Here is a 21563-nt window from a genome sequence, read left to right as displayed (position 1 = left end):
TGACACGTTACCCAATCTTGATGATGCTTTAGACAGTAGAATTAATGATAACTTTCAAACCTTCAATTTTGCATCTTGAGGTAGCTTGGGTATAAGTTTCGATCGTAGACACTCTTAGAGTATCTTTTTTAACCCCACCAAACTCAATTAACTCTGCGACATAAAGGTAATATAATTGAGGAAGGATATTGTCTTGTGACCAGATGACTGAAGCCTCACTTTTAAGCTGTTTTAATACAGATTTTTTTCCTAGTTTTTTATATTCATCTAATAGCTTTTTATGGGGCCATTTTTGTTTACCACTCGGATTAATATTTAAGGTGGTATGAGTATGAAATAGTTTTTTATTTTTAGTTGGCTTTGAATTACCTGAACAATTGGCCGTAATCAAATAGCGTGTAGGATGAAGTGCAAATTGGCTGGATGGATTAATAAAATCTTTAAGGAAAAAGTTCGGTAGTCGCTTTTGCCAATAGCAGGTGATCATCTTCAACAATTGACTATCAGAAACATTTTCCAGATAAAACGGTGCTAAGCGGAGATACTCACGAATATGATGTCGTAATACTTTTATGTTTTTAAGTGTTACACCAGTTTTATAATATTCTTTCAATAAACGATATGAAAGTGCTGACAACTTGTAACGTGCATATTGCCTCTGTTCACTTTCATCATCAAGCGAAACGGGATAACAAACCGTAGCAATCCCTCCCACCTCTTCCAGCACAGTAGGATGAGTAAGTAAGTAAAAAAGAGAGGGTAGTGATACCGGCGCAGTCTCTAACAATAGTGCAATGCTCACCATGGCAGCATTAGCTTCAACGGGCTGCTTTACTGCTTTTTCTATAAGCTTTTGATAGCAATTAACTAAGCATTCTGAATTGAAAGACTGAGCAGTAACCCCTTCAAACCAAATATTATTGGCATCTTGAAGTTTTATTTTTTCTTTTTCAGGGATCAACCATTGTAAACACTCTGATAAATATACAATAACGGCTGAAAGTGCTTTTTGATATCCTCTTCTTTTTCCTGTAGAAATTTTTCTTATTTTAGAGTTGATAACACGTAACATTGGCCGACTTAAGACAGGTTGAGTTGCACAATGCACTTCAGGCCAATGATTCAAGAGCCAATGGAGATCTTCCTTCTTAGGCGGAACTTCTAGTTGTGTATTTAACCAATCGGTCACTCCTTTAAGGCTAATCATTAAATAGCTCAATTTTAAAAATACCAGGCAATTTATTCAGAGCATCAAGCATAACTTTCTCTTCATACAGAAAGACAGTCATTGCACCGTCATGCTCCCCAAGCCGAGAGTGTCCCATTGTACGATCAAGTAAGTGATTAGGTAATTTCAACTCCATCAATGTCTGAGCAAACATTTTTCTTAACAAGTAAGGCACATGACCTGACCAATGTGTATCCATAAATATGCGTAGTTTTTTAGCTGATAAATGCATAGGCTTAAAATTATCATCAACAAGGAAAAGCAAAAATGGAGATTTCTCTGAGCAATGCATTATATTTTTTAGTTTACGTTGTATGCATTGGTATCGAATAACCTGCTCTTGCAAGAAAGCACTTAATAGAATAGTTCTACTCTGACCTTTATCTTTCACACTAAATCGGTCTACTGATAATGCAGCCAATAACGGACTAATTTGGTGGGTGGGCCGTAAACTAGTGAGCAAAATAAGTTGTAAAGAAAATATATACGTACACTGGTTGTAATAGTAAATGAATGCTGAACGACTGCTCGCTTTACGTTTACTGATCACCAATAAATCGTTAAGATCTTTAAAAAAATGAATAACCACAGACTTATCAACTATACCCTTCGCACCAATACGCAAACTTCTTGTTTTAGTAACTTCGCGGTGATGCTCTTTATAATCAATTTTTATCTCGCTAATCAAGCCATTGTTCTCAGTAATATATTTAGCCAATTTTTCATGGCGATTAGGAATAACTTTGCGTCCGTTAATGGAACGTTCAAAATTGCTTAAGATCTCCCATTTTTCAGCCTCTAAAATTAATCTGTCAATGCTATTATTAATAGATTTAAATAACTGATATCGATTAGATTCAATGATCTCTGTTTGATAAGCATCTGCTGATGAATGCTGTAACTTTTCGAAGTACAGGGATTTCGAATTACTAGAAAGCACAGTATCTGCCTGACAGTACTTATGAATATAATTTGACCAGACTGTTTTATTGGCCATCTTAATCCCTCTAAATGCTCTAGACCTTGTCATTTTGCTTATCCAAAAATCATAAAGGGCACAGCTTTCCTTTACATTCAAAATTGGCTTTTCATAAGAGGGGTGTTCTTGTAAAACTCTCCAAAAAAAACCTTTTAATGCGACAGGAATAGGTATCCAGATAAATCCTCTATTCCCAATATGAATAGAGTATTCCACCCATGAGACATTGCCCTGACGAAGAATTCGCAAACAATTCCTCTCAGGATCAACGCCTGATATTGAACGATAGACGAAAGGGAAGCCTTTTTGTTCCCTAACCGTTTTAAAATCTTGTTTTAACCAAACTAGCAGTAATACCAACAACTGCGGGTTAGTTAGTTTGCTCTGATACCAATAACGAAGCTTTTGCATATGTTCATGTGTAAGAGGAAAAGGGATACCGGCTGCATTCGAACGGTTAGACTTTTCAATATTTTTTCTATTCATTTTCTAAAAGCCGATTTAGATTTATTTGCAAATAGAGCAAGCTGTGTCAGTGATGTTGCTTTGTATTTCATTTTCTTAAATTGGCAGGAACGAGCATGAATAGTGCTAAGTGGAGTATTGAATAAAAACATGAGTGATGGTTTAACCAAAATTAAAGTATCGATAATCTCAAGAGTTTCATTATCGTCTTTAGGCTTATGAATGATGGTATTCACATAAAGTTTTTTAGCCTGAGGGTGTTGAGATAAAAAGATAAAAAAAGGGTCGGGAGAAATGAGGTAAAATAAGCCGTCTAATATTAAAACATTTAGCACAATATTTTTAAGCAATAATTCGAGTTGACCAAAAGCCAGAGAGTCTACTTCGGGAAACTGTTTAAAGTTAAAGGTATCATTTAAAGTGCATTCTAAAGTTTTAGAATACAAAGTTAAATCAAGTTGATCTACTCTAAATTTTTTCAAGTTTTTATTTACTCCGGTTTGTAATAGACGATGAAACTTCTATATACAATAGAGCTAATAAATGTAATTTCCTTCTCTAAATTTAATTAATGAGATCACCATCAAAAAATAATATCATTTAAAATCAATGACCTGTGATTATTATAGCGCAATTACTCAAGAACTGCAGGCTTTTTCAATGCCAATAAAAATAAAAAATAAATGAATTAACAAATCTAACAATCTAAGAATATTGAACTTTATACAGCTAAATAATAATGTCTCCCTCCCTTGATTAAACTATTTTTAACTCAATTTAATCACTATGTTATTAAAAATAGGCAAACTCATGGAATATAAATTTAATACAAACTAATTTAGATATAATTTAGATATAATTTAAATAAACTTGGGTCGCGCGATAAATTTTTCAGCCCTGTTATACATTGAAGGATAAGTAACTATGCAGGAAAAAATAAAAAATATTCTCAGCAATTTAAAGGCCGCACAAGAAGACTTATTATCTTTATCTGATGACCTTTGGCTTGATATTGATCATAATGATAATGATGCGATTAGAAATGGGGTAGCCTTCAAGGAACAATTCAACCTATGCAATGATGAGTTTACAATATCAGCCAACGAGCTTTCAGAACTGATACAAAAATACACGAACACCCCCCTCTATATACCAACAGTACCTAAAAAAAATAGCATCGATGCCCCTGAAAGAGAACGTTTAATTAAGATATTGAACAAGAAGCTCCCACATGATTTAAATGAAGAATTTAAATATAAGAGGCCCTATGGATTCGTAATTCAAGGAGTACCTTACGAAAATAAACTTACTTGGTCTGAATTGTATTTACAGGTTTGCGATTACCTTCTCTCGCTCGATACACATCGCTTCATATCTCTAGATAATAATCCTAATCATATAAGTAAACGTAATAAAAAATATTTTTCAAGCAATCCAGATGAATTGAGGAGTCCACAAAAATGCGGCAATATTATTTTTGTAGAAATGAATCTATCTGCAAACCAAATCAGGGATAGTTTGAAACGCTTGTTAAAAACTTATCAAATTCCACGTGATGATTTAACTATCTACCTCCGAGAAGATAGAGATGCGTAACGCGAATGTGCATTACAAACTTATTTAGAATGAGGAAATAGGTAAATATTTATATTTCAGCTTCATGAAAGAGAGTGTATTGAACCAGAGAAAGTTGATAACTAATACAGCTAATAAATAATAAGGGTATTGTCAACTTATGTAACCAGGATGACTAAAGGCTATAAAGTTAGCCCTAATCTAAATTTTGAATGCAACTCATCTGTATCCTTTGAGAAAATGAGCGATCTCGAAATACTCGATAATGTTTTGCTTGTATTAAATGACGGCCAAAACGAAACAGGTTATTTACTACTCCGTGGCAACTTAAAAACCGCTGGGCTTGGCCCTGTGATTTGAATTTCCGCATCTGTCGTTCTTGTTGTCGAGTAGGCTGATATGAGAGTTCATACCCATTATTTTCATACTGGACAGTTGAGTGCTCTACACTTGGTATTGATTCCTTTTTTGCAGCAGAGTAACTTGCTAGTTTATCCGTAAAAACCTTTAACGGCGTACCTCCCAGCCCTTTCAATAGTAGCTTAAGGAAGCGCATCGCAGCTGCCTTATTCTTTCGTTTCTGAACCAAAATATCTATCTCATCGCCATATTGACCGACTGCTCGACAAAGATAATGTAAGACCCCATTTATTTTGATGAAAACCTCATCCAAATACCAGTTATAAACAAGTTAGCCACAGTTCTTTTTGAGCTGGTTACTGTAAATATTGCCGTATTTTTTACAGCACTGTCGGATCGTTTCATAGCTGACAACAAATTCTCTCGAGACGAGCAATTCTTCGAGATCACGAAAGCTCTATGAAAACAGATAATCAAGCTAAACGGCATGGCTGATGAGTTGTGCAAGGACACGATAACCTGCGTAGATATTAGAATTATTCATCTGCAGATTATCGTATAATTGATAGAGTGATTGTTAAGTTGTCCCCTCTCCTCTTGTAGACCCTTTAACAACTTTAAAGAAACATATTACAGCTTCTCAAGCTTTAGGTTTTTGAATATCAATCTGACTTGTTATCGTGGTAATCAACCCAAGCAGTTACAGCGTTAATGATGTCTTGAAGTAATTTATTTTCAATTTCATCCCCCCCTTTATTTGTTCTCGCTATTGATCGTGCATCCTGTAAGCGACGACGCGTCCTTTTCAGCTTAGCTTCCGTATCGTGAGCGGCAAGATCGGAACCAACTGGCATCGACAATTGCTTATTCAATTCCTTTTGCACGGTCTCCTTAACATTAGGCATATCAATGTTCTGCTTGGCTGTTTGAGCAACACGATTGTATTGCGCGGTAGACAACTTTGAAAGATCTTGTTTCAGTTCTGGAGGAAGCTGTACAGATTCAATTACATTGTGCTTGCGGATTGAGTCACGTACAGACTGAGTTGACGAACCAAGCTGTTTTGATAACTTATCAACTGCTGTTGTTTTAGCTTTGCGCTCAGCAGTTTTGTTCGGCGCACCTGCTATCAAGTGGTTAACTCGCATTGCTAGGTGTTCTGCCTTCTCTGCCGCTGATAACTCATTACGGAATAAGTTCTCATCAATCTCTAGTAGAACTAGAGAAGATAAATTATTTACATCCCCCATTTCTAAACAGTTGATTTGCGTATATCCCAACTTTTTGTAAGCTTCAATTCTATGGTTGCCAGCGATTAATTTACCATTGTTGATGAGTGGAGGGGAAATTAACCCCACCTCTGCAATTGATTTAGCCAGTTCTTCAACACGATCTCTATTGAGTGGTCGAATACGCTTTGGAATAATGATGTCATTAATATTAATCATTGCCATGATTATAGCCCTCCCAATTCAGCTTTATCAGCCATTTCATGAAATATTTGTGCGCGTTGGCTTTCAGTACTGCCATTGTTTTCTATAACGTTAGAGCGGGCAATATGCAAAGTAATTTCAGTTACATCAAAGCGACAGAATAGAGCCAACCAATGTGAGAACTTAATAGCTTCAGGGTTATAACCAAGCTCATTAGCTATTTGGCAAACTGCAATAAATGCCTTTCGGTAAATTACCTCATTCTTCTGGATACTGGCTTTTAACTGCTGCTCAGTAGTTTTAGTTTTAACTAGAGAGTGAGTGCCATATTTACGGATAGCCAGAAATTCAGCAGCTTCTTCTGCTTGCTCACGAGCACGGTCAGTTTTACCACGATAAAAGCCTCTACGTTTCTCGAATCCTGAGAAAATGCGCTCTAGGTCTTTGTCCATAACGCCGCGAGTAGATCCATTAAAGCCCTTACCCATAGCATCACCTAGGATGAAAGGGACTATAAAACTCATTGAGGGATCACGTTCAACAATCGAACAAATGGCTTTTAAGCGACCGTAACCATCTGCTGTACGGTATTCCTCATTGAGAATGATTGGATAAGCACCGTTGTATCCGCTCTCTAAAATACTCGCTTCTAGGTACGCGATATGTTGCTCTGTTGTTGCTTGGGCTTGCTGTAGAACATTGGTTTTTATCTGATCTATAGTGTTAATGTTAACTTTTAATGTGCCTGCGTTAACTCCATTCCATTGAGGGATTTGGTATTCTGTGAAAATTGACATAAAATTTCTCCTGGGCTTTGCCCGTTATAATTAAACTTTCGAGTTATGGCTCTCGTTGAACTGGTACTTCTTCGAGAGCTTTTTTATCCGTTGCTATTCCTGCCTAGATAAGGACTACGTTTTTTCAAAAGGATAAAACTTATCCCCCATCATAAATTCATCTAAAACAGCAATTTACATTCTAAATTAATGGCCAAAGTAACTTAGCCATAACATTTATTTCCATTGTTAATGCTCCTTAATGTTAATTATTGTTTTGCTAAACATTCGACTATTCCCTTGCGCAAAGTACGTAAATTACTTAGGTAAGGCATATAGTCACGGCTTTGCACACCATGCTTAGCGATAAAGTTGTGAAACATGCGTTGGCAATGTAAATACTCATCAAAATACTCAACGCAATGACCACTTTTGTTAATCTCAGTTTTAAAACGCTTTCTAGAGAACGCCTCCAATGCTTTTAAACCCGGATGATTAACCATGAATAACTCAGAACCTTGCTCAAGCTCATCTGATGAAAGCACCAATGAATATTGCTGATTTACATTCGCTAAAAAACTATCAAAATCCATCACAATTAAGCGCTCACCAGAATTAAGCGCCTTGTCATACATAAACTCTAACGCCCCCCGCTTAATGTTCTTTAGCGGATCTTGGTAAACAAATAGAGTGGCTTCCGCATCACTGATCAGTGCATTTTCATACACAAGAGGATACTTCTCGTCTGTAGTGCCCGAGTCTTCTTGATATTTACACTCAATGTTCAGAGTATTAAAACAACGTGTTTTGCTGACTTTATTACCTTGTGAATCCAAGGTTTCATAAGTCAGTGAAATATTCTCAGCTCTAAACTCCATCTTCGTTTTATGCTTTGTTGAATAAGCACTATAGATAGACGGGTAAGGAATATCTTTAATCACTGATACACCTGGAATTTGATTCAATATCGCAAAGATCTTTGATTCAAACGCTTTACCATTTTGTACTGCTTTCTGACCACTCATACGAACACTCCATTTGTTTACTGCATATAATCGTATATTACTGTATGATATACAGTCAAGAACTAAAGCAACATTTATTTACTGCAAAAAAACCGCTTGACCAAGTTAATAGGAATGTCCACAATGTAAGCATCAAAAACTGAGGGGATTAATATGATAAAACGGCTGTCAGAGATAACAGACATTCAAGCTGGCTATCCTTTTAGGGGATCAATCAAGCATGATAAGCACGCTTCAGTGAGCGTTATTCAAGCAAAAGATATTTCAAATCTTGGTGATTTGTTACCAAACAACTTGGTAAAAACAGAACTAGCAGGAAAGAAACAACCAACGTGGTTGCAGGCAGGTGATATTTTATTTATTGCTAAAGGCTTACGACATTATGCATGCTGGATTCCAGAGGGGATTGAGCAAACAACCTGTGCACCGAGTCTATTTATTATTAGAGTAAAGGCAGGGTTACAGCACTCGGTCAACTCAAAATTTTTAGCGTGGCAGTTAAATCAAAAACCAATACAAAACTACTTTAAAAAAAGTGCAGAAGGCAGTACACAAATAAATATTCGTAAGCCTATTCTTTCAGAAGCTGCGCTAGCAATACCAGATTTAGAGACGCAAGAATCAATAGCGAAGTTGTATGAAGCAAGCTTAAAAGAGCATGCATTACTCAACCAGCTAATAAGCAACCGCCAGCAGCAACTTAATGCGATTGCTAGCGATTTACTTAAAAATTCAATAAAAAATTAAAAGAGAACATTATGCCACATACTCAAATTGACCAAAGTGTCATCAATAAAACTGTTTGGAAAGCCTGCGATACTTTTCGAGGTACTGTAAGCGCTAATGATTATAAAGACTTCATTCTGACCATGCTCTTTTTAAAATATATTTCCGATGTACATCAAGATAAAGTCGAAGAATTAACTGCCCAATTTGGTGATAATCCAGAAATGATTACCGCAATGATGGGTAGCCAGTCATTTAAAATTCCCGCAGGGTCAACATTTTGGGATCTGTATGACCTGCGTGAAACCTCCGGTAACGGTACGCGTATCGACCAAGCATTACATGCCATTGAAGAAGCGAATGGCACTAAACTAAAAAACGTATTCCAAGATATTAGCTTTAATACCGATAATCTTGGTGATGAAAAGCAGAAGAACGATATTCTTCGCCATCTTTTAGCAGACTTTGGTAAAGATAGCCTAAACCTACGCCCAAGCAGTGTTGGCTCTTTAGATGTAATTGGTAACGCTTATGAATACCTCATCAAACATTTTGCGGCAGGTAGCGGTAAATCAGCAGGTGAATTCTACACACCACCAGAAGTCTCTGATCTGCTATCTATCATCCTAGATCCACAGCAAGGCGACAGCATTTGCGATCCAGCATGTGGTTCAGGTTCGCTATTACTGAAGTGTGCCAAGCAGGTACAAGCTAACTTTGCAGGATCTAAGCAATACGAATTATTTGGTCAAGAATCGATTAACTCGACATGGTCACTGGCTAAAATGAATATGTTCCTGCACGGTGAAGATAACCACCGTATTGAATGGGGTGATACCATTCGCAACCCTAAATTACAGGATACAAATGGCGGCCTATTACATTTTGATGTAGTGACAGCAAACCCTCCATTTTCGCTTGATAAATGGGGCCATGAAGATGCTGCAGATGACCACTTTGGTCGTTTCCGCCGTGGTGTTCCGCCTAAAACTAAAGGTGATTACGCCTTTATTTCACACATGATTGAAACCCTAAAACCTCAAACTGGTCGTATGGGTGTAGTTGTACCCCATGGGGTCTTATTCCGCGCATCTAGCGAGGGTAAAATCCGTAAGCAATTGATTGATGAAAACCTACTTGATACCGTGATAGGTTTACCTGAAAAGCTGTTTTTTGGCACAGGTATTCCTGCGGCTATTTTACTGTTCAAAAAACAAAAGTCAGACAATAAAGTTTTGTTTATTGATGCTTCGCGTGAGTTTAAATCAGGCAAAAACCAAAATATATTAACCGAAGATAATATTCAGAAAATTATTGATACCTACAAAAAACGTGAAACGACTGACAAATACTCATACCTCGCAACACGTGATGAGATTGCTGAAAACGATTATAACCTCAACATCCCTCGTTATGTTGATACCTTTGAAGAGGAAGCGGAAATTGATCTAATAGCAGTCCGTGGAGAGCGTTTGGTATTACAGGCTAAGTTAGCCGAATTAGAAATAGAAATGACTGGTTATTTAAAAGAGTTGGAGTATTAATTCTATGAGGATATTAATAACAGATGACACCCCTACTGATTGGGATTCTCAAAAAATAAGCTTTTATGTTGAAGAACATAAAGGAGGCGCACCACTAAAACCCTCCGATTTCAGTGCAACAGGGTTTCCTGTAATACCAAAAAAAGCAATTCAAGCAAGCAATGAATTAATTATAAAAAAGCAAACTTACTGTACCGATAAATTTGCAGCTGGCAATACGCGATCTGTTGTAAATAGTTCTTATACAATTACAACACTGCGGGATTTGGTTCCAACTGGGCCAACTATTGGCACAGTGGTTAATTTCAATAGCGATAAACAGTATATTCTTTCGCAAGGTGTTTATGGCTTAAAGCTAAGAGATAACATTGATAGAAATTATTTTGCTTACTTAAGTAATACCGGTCCTTATCGTAAGATAATGCGTAGGGTGATGGTCGGGAGTACCCAAGTGCATATTCGGACTCCTGAATATTTAAATCTTGAAATTCAAACCCCTCCACTTCCTGAGCAACAAAAGATAGCCAACATTCTAAGCGTGTGGGATAAAGCGATTCGCACCATTGAAAAACTGATTGTAACCAGCAAGCAGCAGAAAAAATCCCTGATACAACAACTGTTGACGGGTAAAAATCGTCTGGTCAACCCAGAAACCGGTAAAACGTTTGAGGGTAAGTGGGAATTAAAAAAGCTGAAAAATCTCTGCGACATTAACCCGGAGAAACCATCTAAACCGTTAGATGGGATAGTGTCTTTTATTCCGATGACTAATATCTCCGAAGACGGGCATATAATTCATTTAGAGGATAAATTATATGACGATGTTTCTAAAGGGTTTACTTCATTTGTAGATAATGATGTGATTATTGCAAAAATAACCCCTTGTTTTGAAAATGGCAAAGGTGCATTTATATCAGGTTTAAATAATGGTATAGGTTTTGGCAGTACTGAATATCATGTGTTAAGAGCAAAAAACAAAACACATCCTAAGTTTATATATTACTTAACTAGAACTTCAGAACTTTTAGCTAAAGGTGAAATGAACATGCAAGGTTCAGCAGGTCATCGGCGTGTTACAGCTGATTATTTCAATGCATATAAAGTTAATACCCCCCCTTATGGAGAACAACAAAAAATAGCATCAGTGCTTACTTCTGCCGATAGAGAGATTGAGTTATTAGAAACCAAACTAGAACACTTCAAGCAAGAGAAAAAGGCATTGATGCAACAACTGCTCACAGGTAAAAAACGAGTAAAAGTAGATAAATTGGAGGTGGCTTAATGAGCGAACAATTGCCACTCGCGCCTTTGGGTGAGTTTGTTTTTTTTCAAAGTATTGATGGCCAAACGCGCGTTGAATGTCGCTTTGAGTCCGATACACTTTGGCTATCTCAGAGCGCAATCGCAGATCTTTATAATAAAAATGTGCGTACTATTAATGAGCACTTAGTTAATATCTACAACGAAGATGAACTTGCTCAAAATGCAACCATCCGGAAATTCCGGATCGTTCGCCAAGAGGGCCAACGCCAAGTATCTCGAGATATCGAACACTACAATCTTGAAGCCATTTTAGCTGTCGGCTATCGTGTACGCTCAGCCCGTGGTACGCAGTTTCGACAATGGGCAACACAAACCCTGAAAGAATATATTATTAAAGGGTTTGTCATGGATGATGAGCGACTTAAAAATCCCCCCGTGGGTCAGTCTGCGGTGCCTGATTATTTTGATGAAATGCTTGAGCGCATTCGTGATATCCGCTCAAGTGAACGCCGAGTTTATTTACGCGTGAAAGATATTTTTACCATGGCAGCCGATTACCAACCATCAAGTAGAGAAACCACCCATTTTTTTCAAAGCATTCAAAACAAATTGCACTTTGCCTCGACAGGAAAAACAGCCGCAGAACTGATTACAAGCCGTGCAGATTCGAACAAGTCAGATATGGGATTAACCAGCTTTAAAGGTGATGAAGTCCGTAAAACCGATGTCACTATTGCAAAGAATTACCTGAAAGAAGAAGAGATCAAAGATTTAAACCGCATTGTGACTATGTGGCTAGATTTCGCAGAAGACCAGGCACTAAGACGCAAGCAGATATTTTTACAAGATTGGAATAGTAAACTAGATCAGTTTCTTGAATTTAATGATCGTAATGTGCTGTCAGGTGCCGGAAATATCAGTAAAAAAGTGGCCGATGAGAGAGCAAAGAAAGTATTTGATGACTATGCCCAACAGCGTAGAAGACTGAAAGAAGCAGAAGGTGAAATAGCCAACATAGCAGTACTAAAAGCGATATTGGACGACAATAAAAGCACTAAATAACGCCATGAGAGAAGCGCTAATGTAGTAACGACGAGTAAGTAGCGCAGAATAAAAGTATTACGAGCAGCAATCCTCTCACCGAGGAAGGTTACTTTACCGTGACTATGGCATACTATAAATGAAATCATAACTGGCTAATAACAATATGAAATTACAAAAATTAACTCTTGAAAACTTCCGTGGTTTTAAACACTTTGAGTGTGAGTTCCAGCCAGGAATCAATGTACTGGTTGGTTTAAATGGTCATGGTAAAACCTCAATACTCGATGCAGTTTCTGTCGCTTATGGCCAGTTTATGAGTGGATTTGGCACAAGTACCGACCGACCTATTCGAGATAATGACATACATTTAGGCAAAACCGGCTCTGAAGACACAGGTTTTACCATGGAGTGTCAATTCCCTGTTCAAGTTTCAGCACAAGCTTTCAATGACTATGTTGATGATTTCCCTACATATTGGTCTCGCTCTCGTAATACACAAAAAAGCAAAGGCTCTAAAGTTATTGAGTTAAACCAAGTAGCAAAACGTTTACAGAAACTTGTACAAGATGGCGCTCATCCAACACTTCCAGTCATTGCTTGTTATGGCACTGAAAGACTATGGAACCAGAGTTTTGATCCAGCAAAGAATCCGCCTAAATTATCAAAAACCAGTCGCTTAGAAGGCTATCGAGATTGGAATAAACCAACGAGTAGCTACAAAAATTTTGCTAGTTGGCTTCACGAAGAAACGATGGCTAGCTTTGAACGTGGGATGCTACAGCAAGAGCAGAGAACACGTGGAAGCCTTATTGTAGGAAATATTCATGCAGATCGCTTAACTTCATTACAAAAAGCACTCAATATCGTTTTAATGCCTTCTGGTTGGTCAAATATTCACTATTCAGCAACCGCAAAACAAGTTGTTGCTACTCATAAAGAGCAAGGTAATGTACCCATTTCGCTATTAAGTGACGGTGTACGCAACATGATTGGTATGATTGCTGATATTGCCCGCAGAGCGATTCAACTAAATCCTCATATGGGAACTCATGCGGTTCAAGAAACCCAAGGTATCGTATTGATTGATGAGGTAGATATGCACCTTCACCCTCAATGGCAACAGCTCGTCCTAAAAAACCTGACAGAAGCATTTCCTAAAATTCAATTTATTGTAACAACCCATAGTCCTCAAGTATTAACAACAGTGAAGAAACATCAAATTATCATCCTACAGAGGGATCATGTTACTTCACCAATTGGGAATACTTATGGAGAACCAAGTAACTATGTTTTGAATCAGGTGCTTGGAGTCGACAGCCGACCTCCCTTAGATCACAGTAAATTATTGCAAGAATATTTAGTTTTAATTGAATCAGGCTTAGGGAAAGAAAAAGAAGCGGTTGAAATGAGGGAGATTTTAAAGGAGATGATTGGTGAGTCGCATTCTGATCTCATGGCTGCCGATAGAGCAATTCAACGCAAGGATATTCTTGGCTGATGCGCACTATAAAAAAAATTAATACAGGTAATATCCATAGTCTTATAACGGCACAAATAAACAATGGAGTACCGACTGACTCAGATCATGCGACAAGAGCATGGGGCAACTTTAAAGACCATAATCAACTGCTTTTTCAAAAATTGCTAATAGAACAGTTCGGTTTATGCTGTTATACAGAGTTAAATTTAGCAGATCTAAAAGCTGAGCATGGTATTGGCTCTCATTTAGAGCACGAGCAACCAAAGAACATGTATCCGCAACGGACCTTTGATGAAGCTAATTTGCTGAGCTGTGCTTTAGATAGTGACAATTTAGTTAGCTATAAAAATGAACAAAGGTTTGGTGGTCACTACAAAGATAATAATCCACATAATCAGTATGATGCAAATCGCTTTATATCACCTCAATCACCTATCTGTCGTGATTATTTCGTTTACATTATTATTGATGGAACTATTGCGCCTAAAGCAGGACTATCTCCAGTTGAATTAGACAAGGCAACTTACACCATCGCTCACCTTAACCTAAATGCTCCATTTCTGAAGGCAGAAAGGGAGCGATGGTTAACAGAAATAGATAACGTATTAAAGCCACTTATATCGAGTAACGACATTTCCGCAATCGAGAGTATTGCTCAATGTGAATTAACCCTAACAAGCAGAGGGCATCCTACTTTGCACAGGGCAGCATTTGATCAATTAAGACCCTTTCATTCTGCAACGAGAAATCTTTTTGGCACTATTGGTCAAAGAGTAATTGCTCAATTTTTACCTCATATTGATTAGCGTAAGAGAAAATAAATGACTCAGCCTTTACCCAACTTCCGTGAAGAACAAAGCGCTAAAATCCCAGCTTTAACATTACTGTCCAACCTTGGTTACCAGTTTGTACCGCCAAGTGAGTGTATGGCTACTCGTGGCAATAAAACAACTGTTATTTTGCCAAATGTGTTGCGTGCTCTATTAACTAAAAAGAGTTTTTCTTTTCAAGGCAAACAACATGATTTATCTGATGCTGCTATTGATAAAGTTGTACATGAACTCGCTAACCCAGCTATGAATGAAGGGTTAAAAGCTGCAAATGAAAAACTTTATAATGCACTAACTTATGGTATTGGTATTACTGAATTTGTAGAAGGGAAAAAAGTTAGCCCAACTATTCAGATTATTGATTGGCAAGCACCTGAAAATAATGTTTACCACTTTACAGAAGAGTTAGAGGTTGAAAATGCACACGGTACCGGCAAGCGTATTCCTGATATTGTTTGCTTTGTAAATGGCTTACCTTGGGTTGTGATTGAAGCTAAACGACCAGACTCATCAAAAAGTGGGAAACCCACAGTGTTAGCGGGCATTTCACAAAATATTCGTAATCAAAAGGTGGATCAGATTCCACATCTGTTTGCTTACAGCCAATTATTAATATCCATCAATGGCCATGAAGGTTTGTATGGGACCTGTGGTACACCTGAAAAGTTTTGGGCGAAGTGGAAAGAGGAACAAATTACCGAAGACGAGTTTTCCCAGTTAAAGAATAAACAACTGAGTCAAAATAAACTGGATCTACTATTTGCCCATCGCCCTACTTCTATGAAGTCCGAGTACCTATCATTAATTGAAGGCGGTGACTTATTGGTGACTGACCAAGACCGTTTATTAGTTTCGTTATTACGCTTTGACCGCCTGTTAGATATGGCCCGTCTATTTACTCTATTTGATAAAAAAGCAGGGAAAATTGTTGCTCGTTATCAGCAAGTATTTGGTATTAAAGCGCTGGTTGAGCGCATCAGCTCTTTTGATGACAAAGGCTCTCGCAACGGGGGAGTCATTTGGCATACCACTGGATCTGGTAAGTCATTTACTATGGTGTTTTTGTCCAAAGCGTTGATCTGGCTTAAAGAGCTGGCAAAGTGTCGCGTCGTAGTGGTGACAGACCGTGTTGATTTAGAAGATCAGCTGGCCCGTACGTTTGCTTCAGGTGGCGCACTCTCTGATAAAGATAAAAAAGATGCAATGGCAACCACAGGTAAACGCCTTGCGGAGCAAATAGGTAAAGGCAATGAGCGTATTATTTTCTCTATCATCAATAAGTTTGGTAGCGCTGTAAACCTGCCTGAATGTTATAACGATAGTGCAGATATGATTGTACTCATTGATGAGGGTCATCGTAGTCAAAATGGTGAAAATAACATCCGTATGCAACAAGCTTTGCCTAATGCTGCTTTTGTTGCGTTCACCGGCACACCATTGTTGCAAGATGATAAAACTGAGAATAAGTTTGGCTCAATTATCCACTCTTATACTATGCAACAAGCGGTTGAAGATAAAACCGTAACCCCGCTGTTATATGAAGAACGTGTTCCAGAGTTAAGTACCAATGATAAAGCGATTGATGCTTGGTTTGACCGTATTACTGATTCTTTATCTGAAAAACAGCGTACCGACTTAAAGAAGAAATTTGCTCAAAAGGGACAAATTTATCAAGTTGAAGGTCGTTTAGAACTAATTGCCCATGATATTTCTGATCACTTCCAAAACTTTAAAGACCAAAGTTTAAAAGGCCAACTTGCCTGTGACTCTAAGTCCTCTGCGATTCAATATAAACAGCTTCTGGATAAAATCGGCAAGGTAACATCTGTCGTTGCTATGTCACCTCCTGATACCCGTGAAGGGCACGATAGCGTTGAGACTGAAAGCACTGACTTAGTGCAGAACTGGTGGAAAGAAAATGTAGCTGATGCTGGCTATGGCCAAGATGAGAAAGCTTACACAAAATATATCATATCTGAATTCAGTAAAGATGAAGGCCCTGATTTAATGATAGTGGTGGATAAACTATTAACAGGTTTTGATGAGCCAAAAAACACAGTGTTGTATATAGATAAACCACTTAAACAACATAACCTTATTCAAGCTATCGCACGCGTTAACCGTTTACATGCGAATAAACAGTTTGGTTATTTGATCGATTATCGAGGTATTTTGGAAGAACTCGATATCACTATCGAAAAATATCAAAATTTAGCAGAGCGCACACAAGATGGTTTTGATATTGGTGATTTGAAAGGTTTGTATAACCGTATGGATACGGAATATAAAAAGTTACCTGGTTTATACACCCAGCTTTGGTCATTCTTTAGCGAGGTTAAAAACACACAAGATCCAGCTTCAATGAGAGCGGTATTTACACCCCATATAGAGTTTATTGATAACCAAGCGACTGATCTTAATTTAAAGAAACGTCATGAGTTTTATGATGCCTTGGCCGATTTTGCTAATTGTTTAAAGGTTGCCTTACAGTCAGCGACTTACTTTGAAGATAAGAGCTTTGACGACAAACGTAAAACTTATAAAGAAACACTTAAGTCCATGTCACAACTTCGTGCTCAAGTACGTGAAGATGCAGAAGAAACCGTAGATTACGATAAATACGCAGACGATATTCGCACTATGTTGGATAAACATATTGGTGGTGTTGAAGTGCAAGAGTCTAAAGGTGTTTATTTGGTTGGTGATATGGGGAAAGATGCCAAACCTGAAGAGATGAGTGACGATGAAGCGCGTAATCAGAAGGATAAAATAACAGGTCGAATCACCAAAATGATTGAGCAGGATTTAGCTGATGACCCTTATGCTCAGGAATACTTTTCCAAACTGCTTAAACAAGCGATTGAACAAACCAAAGAGATGTTCGATGCACCAGTGAAGCAATATATGCTGTTTGCTGATTTTGAAGAACAAGTTAAAGAACGCAAAGTTGACGGTGTGCCAACCGATAAGTTTAATGGTAAGCGCCATGCGCAAGCTTATTATGGCCTGTTCTTAAAAGCTTTTGATGACACTTTACCGCTAAGTGAAGAGCAATGTATTAATCATGCTTTAAAGATTGATGAAATAGTGAATAAAGCAGTTGCTGAGTTTTCGATTAATCCACAAGAAATTGAAAACAAAGTATTACAAGGTGTATTGCCTCTATTGTTTGCTGACTTAGGCGTTGAAAAGGCTCAGGTAATTATCGGCGGTGTAATAAAAATAACCCGCCTAGGCTTCGCAGGTCTGAATAGCTGATGACATCAGTAAATTCTAACGAGCGTAATAAAGAACTGTACAGCTTTATCTACGGTGAGCAGGCCATTGCTTATGAGGTTATCCGTAAAAGCTTTGCTGAAGATAAGAAAAAGAAGATCACTATTCGTGTTCATCCTGATTGCGAAGTGATCGTGACCGCTCCTGAGTGTTCTAATAATACAGATATCCATGATGCAGTGATAAAACGTGCAAAGTGGATTTGGGATGCTGTTTGTGAGTTTCAAACTCATCAAGAGTATGTGCAAAACAAGAATTACGTGAGTGGCGAGATGCAGTTCTATTTAGGCAGGCGTTATATGCTTAAAGTGGTTAAAGATAACAACAGCAGTTCGAGTGTTAAGTTATTACGTGGCAAGCTATTGGTGAGCTTAACGAAATTTGACGAGAACAAAACAGAGTTAGTCAAAGTGTTGGTTGGAAAGTGGTATAAGCACAAAGCTCAGCGAGTATTTCAAGAACGAATAAATGACCTACTACCACAAACTAACTGGGTAATTGATCCTCCCAGCTTTAAAGTATTATCCATGCAAAAACAATGGGGGAGCTGTTCGGCACAAGGTAGCTTAATGCTTAATCCTCACTTAGTAAAAGCCCCAAAAGAATGTATTGATTACGTTATTTTACATGAACTTTGCCATATAGCTGAACATAACCATAGTGAGCGATTCTGGCGGTTATTGACACAAGTTATGCCTCACTGGAAAAAGGTGAAAAGTAGGTTGGATGGTATGGCGGAATTGTATTTGAATGAGTGAATACATTGATTAAGTATTAAATATTATAAAATATCTCTTTTTATCATTCAAATATCTATTTTATTTTTCAGCCTTTCTCTTACTATTTATTTTGATAATCAATCAACTAGGAGAAAAAAATGTCTAATCAAAATAACAACCACAAAGCGAACCAAGGTAATGCCAATAAAGGAACTTCTGGAAATAACCAAGCTAACGCTAAGGTAAATGGTAACCGTGGGAAACAGATGAACCCAAACCAGAAGAAATAACTGATTAATGAAAAAGCAGGTAAATCTTTACCTGCTTTGTTTAGAGGATAAAATGGAAACTAAAAATCCCAAAAAAAGTAAGAGAAAATTTAAACAGACTAAACCATTAGTTAAATTAGCATTAAACAATGGATGGACTCAGCCAGAGATAGCTGAAACTTGTAGAACCCAGCAATCAGTTGTCAGTGCATGGTCTAAAGGGACAAAACAAGGTACGGAACAGCAACTCAAGCCTCTTTTAGAAATTTTTGGACACAAATTAAGACGAAACTCTTTTAGGGTGTATTGGTGTATAGACTCTGAGACTCAAGAAAAAACCTTTCATAAAGTTGAAGGGACAGTTGTTTTGAACCAAGTGTTTTATGATGCAAGAAGAGCAGACCACAGATTAGTAAAGAAAATTCCAAAACAGAAACTTGTAGTTCATCATCAAGGTGAAAATACATTTAGAGTCATATTTCAAAATCGTCTTACATTTAGAAATTCCAATGAGGAATTAGAATCAATGGTTGAAGATGCTATATGGAACTCAACCATTTCAGAACAATATGAGTTAACTGAATTACTTAATATCATTGATAAATATGCAGAAAGCAGCTTGGTTGAATATCCAAGTGACTCTAATACATTACCATTTATTGCTAGACAAGCTTTGCTTAATCACGGCTTTGCTATTGATGGGGTTGTTGAATACCCAGCTATTTGGTAAGTTAAAGAAACCCCAATAGGAAGCTGGCACCTCAACGCCAAAATATGTGGTTTACCACAACCGTTTGAAGTACCACTTTTGGTAAGCCTTGTGATTAGCCAGTTCGCTACCACAACGCTATTCAAACAATTTAGGAGCACATCGTTATTGCTTTGAATTAAGCTAGGCCAAAGGCATTGCTGATCAGCCGAAACATAACATGTGACTACGGGTAAGGGTGGGCAAAAAAGCCAGCCGTCACTTTTTTGGCCGCTGGCTTTTTATTCTGCTTAAAATTAGCTTAGAAAATAATCTTGTTTTAAACTGTTCAAACGCATTACTAAACGATTCTGTAATTCGCTAACGCAACAATCAAAACGAGGTTGATTTAGCTCTACTAGTTGTTCTAATAACCACTGCTCGACCATTTGAATATTTGTTAAATATTCGTACCCACATAACAAAGCCACTTCTCTTTGAGTTTGATTTATGTATAAATTACGACAAATGATCTGAGCAACTTCATAGGTTGATTTTAATAACGATCTCGTCAATTCAATACGCTTTACTTGCAGGCTCGATAAATAAGCTTCACTTTGCGATATTTGGCTATCAATCTGTTGCACTATTGGATGATCATGGACACTAAGCATTATCTTCTCCTTGAGTTTCTACGTAGCGATCAAATGCACTACCATCTTGGCGTGTCAAATTAGGAACATAGCGAGAATAAACACGAAATAACATCGTTGTAGTGGTATGCCCCATCTGCTGTGCAATCCATTCTGGCGATTCACCTGCTGCGAGTAACAACGTGGCGTAGGTATGGCGTGTTTGATATGGGTTTCTGTATTTCAACTTTAATCGTTGCAGCATAGGCTCCCAGATAACACGGCTAATAGTTTGATAATTAAATGGCTTGCCATTCTTTTTACAAAATACAAAAGGCCCTAGGTGCTTTGTTACTTTCATTTGCTGCTGCAATGCAGATACAACTCTGTCGGTCAGCTTAATAGTTCGATTTGAGCCGTCAGTTTTTGCGTCTGTCATATCCCCTTTTACAAGGCTTTGAGTTATGTAGATTTGCTTCTTATCTAAATCGACTTTATCCCAATGTAAACCATCAATTTCTCCTGTTCGTAAGCCTGTGAAGAAACGCACCATGTAATAAGATTTGAAATCATCTGGTGCTGTTTTTATTAAACGCTCAACTTCATTTAAAGAAAATGGATTAACCTCTGTGCGTGGTATTTTTAAGGCTTTAATATTTTTCCAAGGTGACGTAAACTCATATCGATCAGCGGCTTCGTTAAGCAGCATTCTTAGTGGTGTCATAATATGATTGATACGAGAAGCGGATAGTGTTTTCTTTGTTCGAGTCTGGACTTTGGCGAGAGCAGCTCGAAACGTTAAGATATCTTGTTTTTTGATGACGCTGATCTTCATATGCCCAAATGCAGGCAAGATATGCGACTCTAAAATCCCTTCAATTGATTGTTTATGACTTTTACGCCATTCGATCGCTTTTTCATTAAACCACAACTCTGAAAACGCTTTTAATGTTGGTGCATCAGGAGCATTAAAATAATTAGTAGCAGTTTGTTTACGCTCATTAAGCATTTCAAATTTCTGTACGTTTTTTGAGTTTGGGAAATACTTCGCATATTCAAAGGTATTAGTTAATATTTCTGCTTCTATTATTTTTAATAACTTAGTTAATCTTTTACGGTTTGTTGCCGTATCCAACAATTTTGTTTGTTCTCGACAACGCTGATTCATATAACGAAAATCTGCGACTAATTTTCCATTTCTTATATTAATTGATCCCATATTTACCTCACATACCAGTCGTTAATGACTGA

At 37.5% G+C, this 21563-nt stretch carries 19 protein-coding genes and 1 pseudogene; 11 read left to right on the top strand and 9 right to left on the bottom strand.

From position 1 onward, the window contains the following. Positions 1-28 precede the first annotated feature (28 nt). From H592_RS0110330 to H592_RS0110320, 3 genes are read right to left on the bottom strand one after another with little or no spacing between them, the layout of a single operon-like run. Positions 29-1207, bottom strand: a complete 1179-nt coding sequence (locus tag H592_RS0110330; protein ID WP_028868716.1) for a hypothetical protein — start codon at positions 1205-1207, stop codon at positions 29-31. Next, the gene (locus H592_RS0110325) at positions 1200-2693 is read right to left on the bottom strand and encodes a hypothetical protein (RefSeq protein WP_028868715.1); all 1494 of its coding nucleotides are present in this window, start codon (positions 2691-2693) and stop codon (positions 1200-1202) included. Before H592_RS0110325 ends, H592_RS0110330 begins: the two co-directional genes overlap by 8 nt. Continuing rightward, entirely contained in the window at positions 2690-3154 is a 465-nt protein-coding gene (locus H592_RS0110320; protein WP_028868714.1) for a hypothetical protein, read from the bottom strand. The genes H592_RS0110325 and H592_RS0110320 overlap by 4 nt, the downstream gene beginning before the upstream one ends. Positions 3155-3596: 442 nt before the next feature. On the opposite strand from H592_RS0110320, the gene H592_RS0110315 reads away from it, so the two are divergent. After that, positions 3597-4268 carry a hypothetical protein gene (locus H592_RS0110315; RefSeq protein WP_028868713.1) on the top strand — a complete coding sequence of 224 codons (672 nt, stop codon included), beginning with the start codon at positions 3597-3599 and terminating at the stop codon, positions 4266-4268. A 175-nt stretch (positions 4269-4443) separates the two neighbouring features. Here H592_RS0110315 and H592_RS22020 read toward each other — a convergent pair. From H592_RS22020 to H592_RS0110295, 4 genes and pseudogenes are all read right to left on the bottom strand, one after another. Continuing rightward, positions 4444-5076: pseudogene (locus H592_RS22020) on the bottom strand (IS6 family transposase). Positions 5077-5269: 193 nt separating this feature from the next. Further along, positions 5270-6061: a ParB/RepB/Spo0J family partition protein gene (locus H592_RS0110305; RefSeq protein WP_028868712.1), complete on the bottom strand. Its 792-nt coding sequence runs from the start codon at positions 6059-6061 to the stop codon at positions 5270-5272. 2 nt (positions 6062-6063) lie between these two features. Continuing rightward, positions 6064-6837, bottom strand: coding sequence for a hypothetical protein (locus H592_RS0110300; protein WP_028868711.1), 774 nt, complete (start codon positions 6835-6837; stop codon positions 6064-6066). A 248-nt stretch (positions 6838-7085) separates the two neighbouring features. Next, complete coding sequence (locus tag H592_RS0110295) at positions 7086-7841, bottom strand: PD-(D/E)XK nuclease superfamily protein (protein ID WP_028868710.1); 756 nt, start codon at positions 7839-7841, stop codon at positions 7086-7088. Between the two features lie 153 nt (positions 7842-7994). Between H592_RS0110295 and H592_RS0110290 the strand changes: the two genes are divergently transcribed. From H592_RS0110290 to H592_RS0110245, 10 genes are all read left to right on the top strand, one after another. Then, positions 7995-8588 (top strand): restriction endonuclease subunit S, encoded by a 594-nt coding sequence (locus H592_RS0110290; RefSeq protein ID WP_028868709.1) that lies wholly within the window; start codon positions 7995-7997, stop codon positions 8586-8588. Between the two features lie 11 nt (positions 8589-8599). Continuing rightward, on the top strand, positions 8600-10111 hold the full coding sequence (locus H592_RS0110285; RefSeq protein WP_028868708.1) for a type I restriction-modification system subunit M: 1512 nt from the start codon (positions 8600-8602) through the stop codon (positions 10109-10111). Between the two features lie 4 nt (positions 10112-10115). Further along, positions 10116-11393, top strand: a complete 1278-nt coding sequence (locus H592_RS22015) for a restriction endonuclease subunit S (protein WP_051369128.1) — start codon at positions 10116-10118, stop codon at positions 11391-11393. Then, positions 11393-12436 (top strand): virulence RhuM family protein, encoded by a 1044-nt coding sequence (locus H592_RS0110275; protein WP_028868707.1) that lies wholly within the window; start codon positions 11393-11395, stop codon positions 12434-12436. Before H592_RS22015 ends, H592_RS0110275 begins: the two co-directional genes overlap by 1 nt. Positions 12437-12581: 145 nt before the next feature. Continuing rightward, a complete protein-coding gene (locus H592_RS0110270; RefSeq protein ID WP_028868706.1) occupies positions 12582-13916 on the top strand; it encodes an AAA family ATPase in 1335 nt (444 codons plus the stop codon). Then, entirely contained in the window at positions 13916-14704 is a 789-nt protein-coding gene (locus H592_RS0110265; protein WP_028868705.1) for a retron system putative HNH endonuclease, read from the top strand. Before H592_RS0110270 ends, H592_RS0110265 begins: the two co-directional genes overlap by 1 nt. 15 nt (positions 14705-14719) lie before the next feature. Then, positions 14720-17986: a type I restriction endonuclease subunit R gene (locus tag H592_RS0110260; RefSeq protein ID WP_028868704.1), complete on the top strand. Its 3267-nt coding sequence runs from the start codon at positions 14720-14722 to the stop codon at positions 17984-17986. Further along, positions 17986-18762 (top strand): M48 family metallopeptidase, encoded by a 777-nt coding sequence (locus tag H592_RS0110255; protein ID WP_028868703.1) that lies wholly within the window; start codon positions 17986-17988, stop codon positions 18760-18762. The genes H592_RS0110260 and H592_RS0110255 overlap by 1 nt, the downstream gene beginning before the upstream one ends. A 119-nt stretch (positions 18763-18881) precedes the next feature. Next, a complete protein-coding gene (locus tag H592_RS24785; protein ID WP_028868702.1) occupies positions 18882-19013 on the top strand; it encodes a hypothetical protein in 132 nt (43 codons plus the stop codon). Positions 19014-19065: 52 nt separating this feature from the next. After that, positions 19066-19722, top strand: a complete 657-nt coding sequence (locus H592_RS0110245) for a hypothetical protein (RefSeq protein ID WP_028868701.1) — start codon at positions 19066-19068, stop codon at positions 19720-19722. Between the two features lie 275 nt (positions 19723-19997). On the opposite strand, the gene H592_RS0110240 is transcribed toward H592_RS0110245, so the two are convergent. Both H592_RS0110240 and H592_RS0110235 read right to left on the bottom strand, forming a co-directional pair. Then, positions 19998-20354: a hypothetical protein gene (locus H592_RS0110240; RefSeq protein WP_028868700.1), complete on the bottom strand. Its 357-nt coding sequence runs from the start codon at positions 20352-20354 to the stop codon at positions 19998-20000. Further along, positions 20347-21531, bottom strand: coding sequence for a site-specific integrase (locus H592_RS0110235; RefSeq protein ID WP_028868699.1), 1185 nt, complete (start codon positions 21529-21531; stop codon positions 20347-20349). The genes H592_RS0110240 and H592_RS0110235 overlap by 8 nt, the downstream gene beginning before the upstream one ends. Positions 21532-21563 lie beyond the last annotated feature (32 nt).

It is taken from the genome of Psychromonas arctica DSM 14288 (assembly GCF_000482725.1).
In the GTDB taxonomy this organism is placed as follows: Bacteria; Pseudomonadota; Gammaproteobacteria; order Enterobacterales; family Psychromonadaceae; genus Psychromonas; species Psychromonas arctica.
This window is presented reverse-complemented; position numbering and strand designations above follow the sequence as displayed.

Coding starts and splice junctions, on each gene's coding strand:
- H592_RS0110295 (WP_028868710.1), bottom strand. CDS start 7,841: ATGAGTGGTCAGAAAGCAGTACAAAATGGTAAAGCGTTTGAATCAAAG.
- H592_RS0110330 (WP_028868716.1), bottom strand. CDS start 1,207: ATGATTAGCCTTAAAGGAGTGACCGATTGGTTAAATACACAACTAGAA.
- H592_RS0110270 (WP_028868706.1), top strand. CDS start 12,582: ATGAAATTACAAAAATTAACTCTTGAAAACTTCCGTGGTTTTAAACAC.
- H592_RS0110275 (WP_028868707.1), top strand. CDS start 11,393: ATGAGCGAACAATTGCCACTCGCGCCTTTGGGTGAGTTTGTTTTTTTT.
- H592_RS0110235 (WP_028868699.1), bottom strand. CDS start 21,531: ATGGGATCAATTAATATAAGAAATGGAAAATTAGTCGCAGATTTTCGT.
- H592_RS0110305 (WP_028868712.1), bottom strand. CDS start 6,061: ATGGCAATGATTAATATTAATGACATCATTATTCCAAAGCGTATTCGA.
- H592_RS0110285 (WP_028868708.1), top strand. CDS start 8,600: ATGCCACATACTCAAATTGACCAAAGTGTCATCAATAAAACTGTTTGG.
- H592_RS0110240 (WP_028868700.1), bottom strand. CDS start 20,354: ATGCTTAGTGTCCATGATCATCCAATAGTGCAACAGATTGATAGCCAA.
- H592_RS0110245 (WP_028868701.1), top strand. CDS start 19,066: ATGGAAACTAAAAATCCCAAAAAAAGTAAGAGAAAATTTAAACAGACT.
- H592_RS0110255 (WP_028868703.1), top strand. CDS start 17,986: ATGACATCAGTAAATTCTAACGAGCGTAATAAAGAACTGTACAGCTTT.
- H592_RS0110260 (WP_028868704.1), top strand. CDS start 14,720: ATGACTCAGCCTTTACCCAACTTCCGTGAAGAACAAAGCGCTAAAATC.
- H592_RS0110290 (WP_028868709.1), top strand. CDS start 7,995: ATGATAAAACGGCTGTCAGAGATAACAGACATTCAAGCTGGCTATCCT.
- H592_RS0110325 (WP_028868715.1), bottom strand. CDS start 2,693: ATGAATAGAAAAAATATTGAAAAGTCTAACCGTTCGAATGCAGCCGGT.
- H592_RS0110315 (WP_028868713.1), top strand. CDS start 3,597: ATGCAGGAAAAAATAAAAAATATTCTCAGCAATTTAAAGGCCGCACAA.
- H592_RS24785 (WP_028868702.1), top strand. CDS start 18,882: ATGTCTAATCAAAATAACAACCACAAAGCGAACCAAGGTAATGCCAAT.
- H592_RS0110265 (WP_028868705.1), top strand. CDS start 13,916: ATGCGCACTATAAAAAAAATTAATACAGGTAATATCCATAGTCTTATA.
- H592_RS22015 (WP_051369128.1), top strand. CDS start 10,116: ATGAGGATATTAATAACAGATGACACCCCTACTGATTGGGATTCTCAA.
- H592_RS0110300 (WP_028868711.1), bottom strand. CDS start 6,837: ATGTCAATTTTCACAGAATACCAAATCCCTCAATGGAATGGAGTTAAC.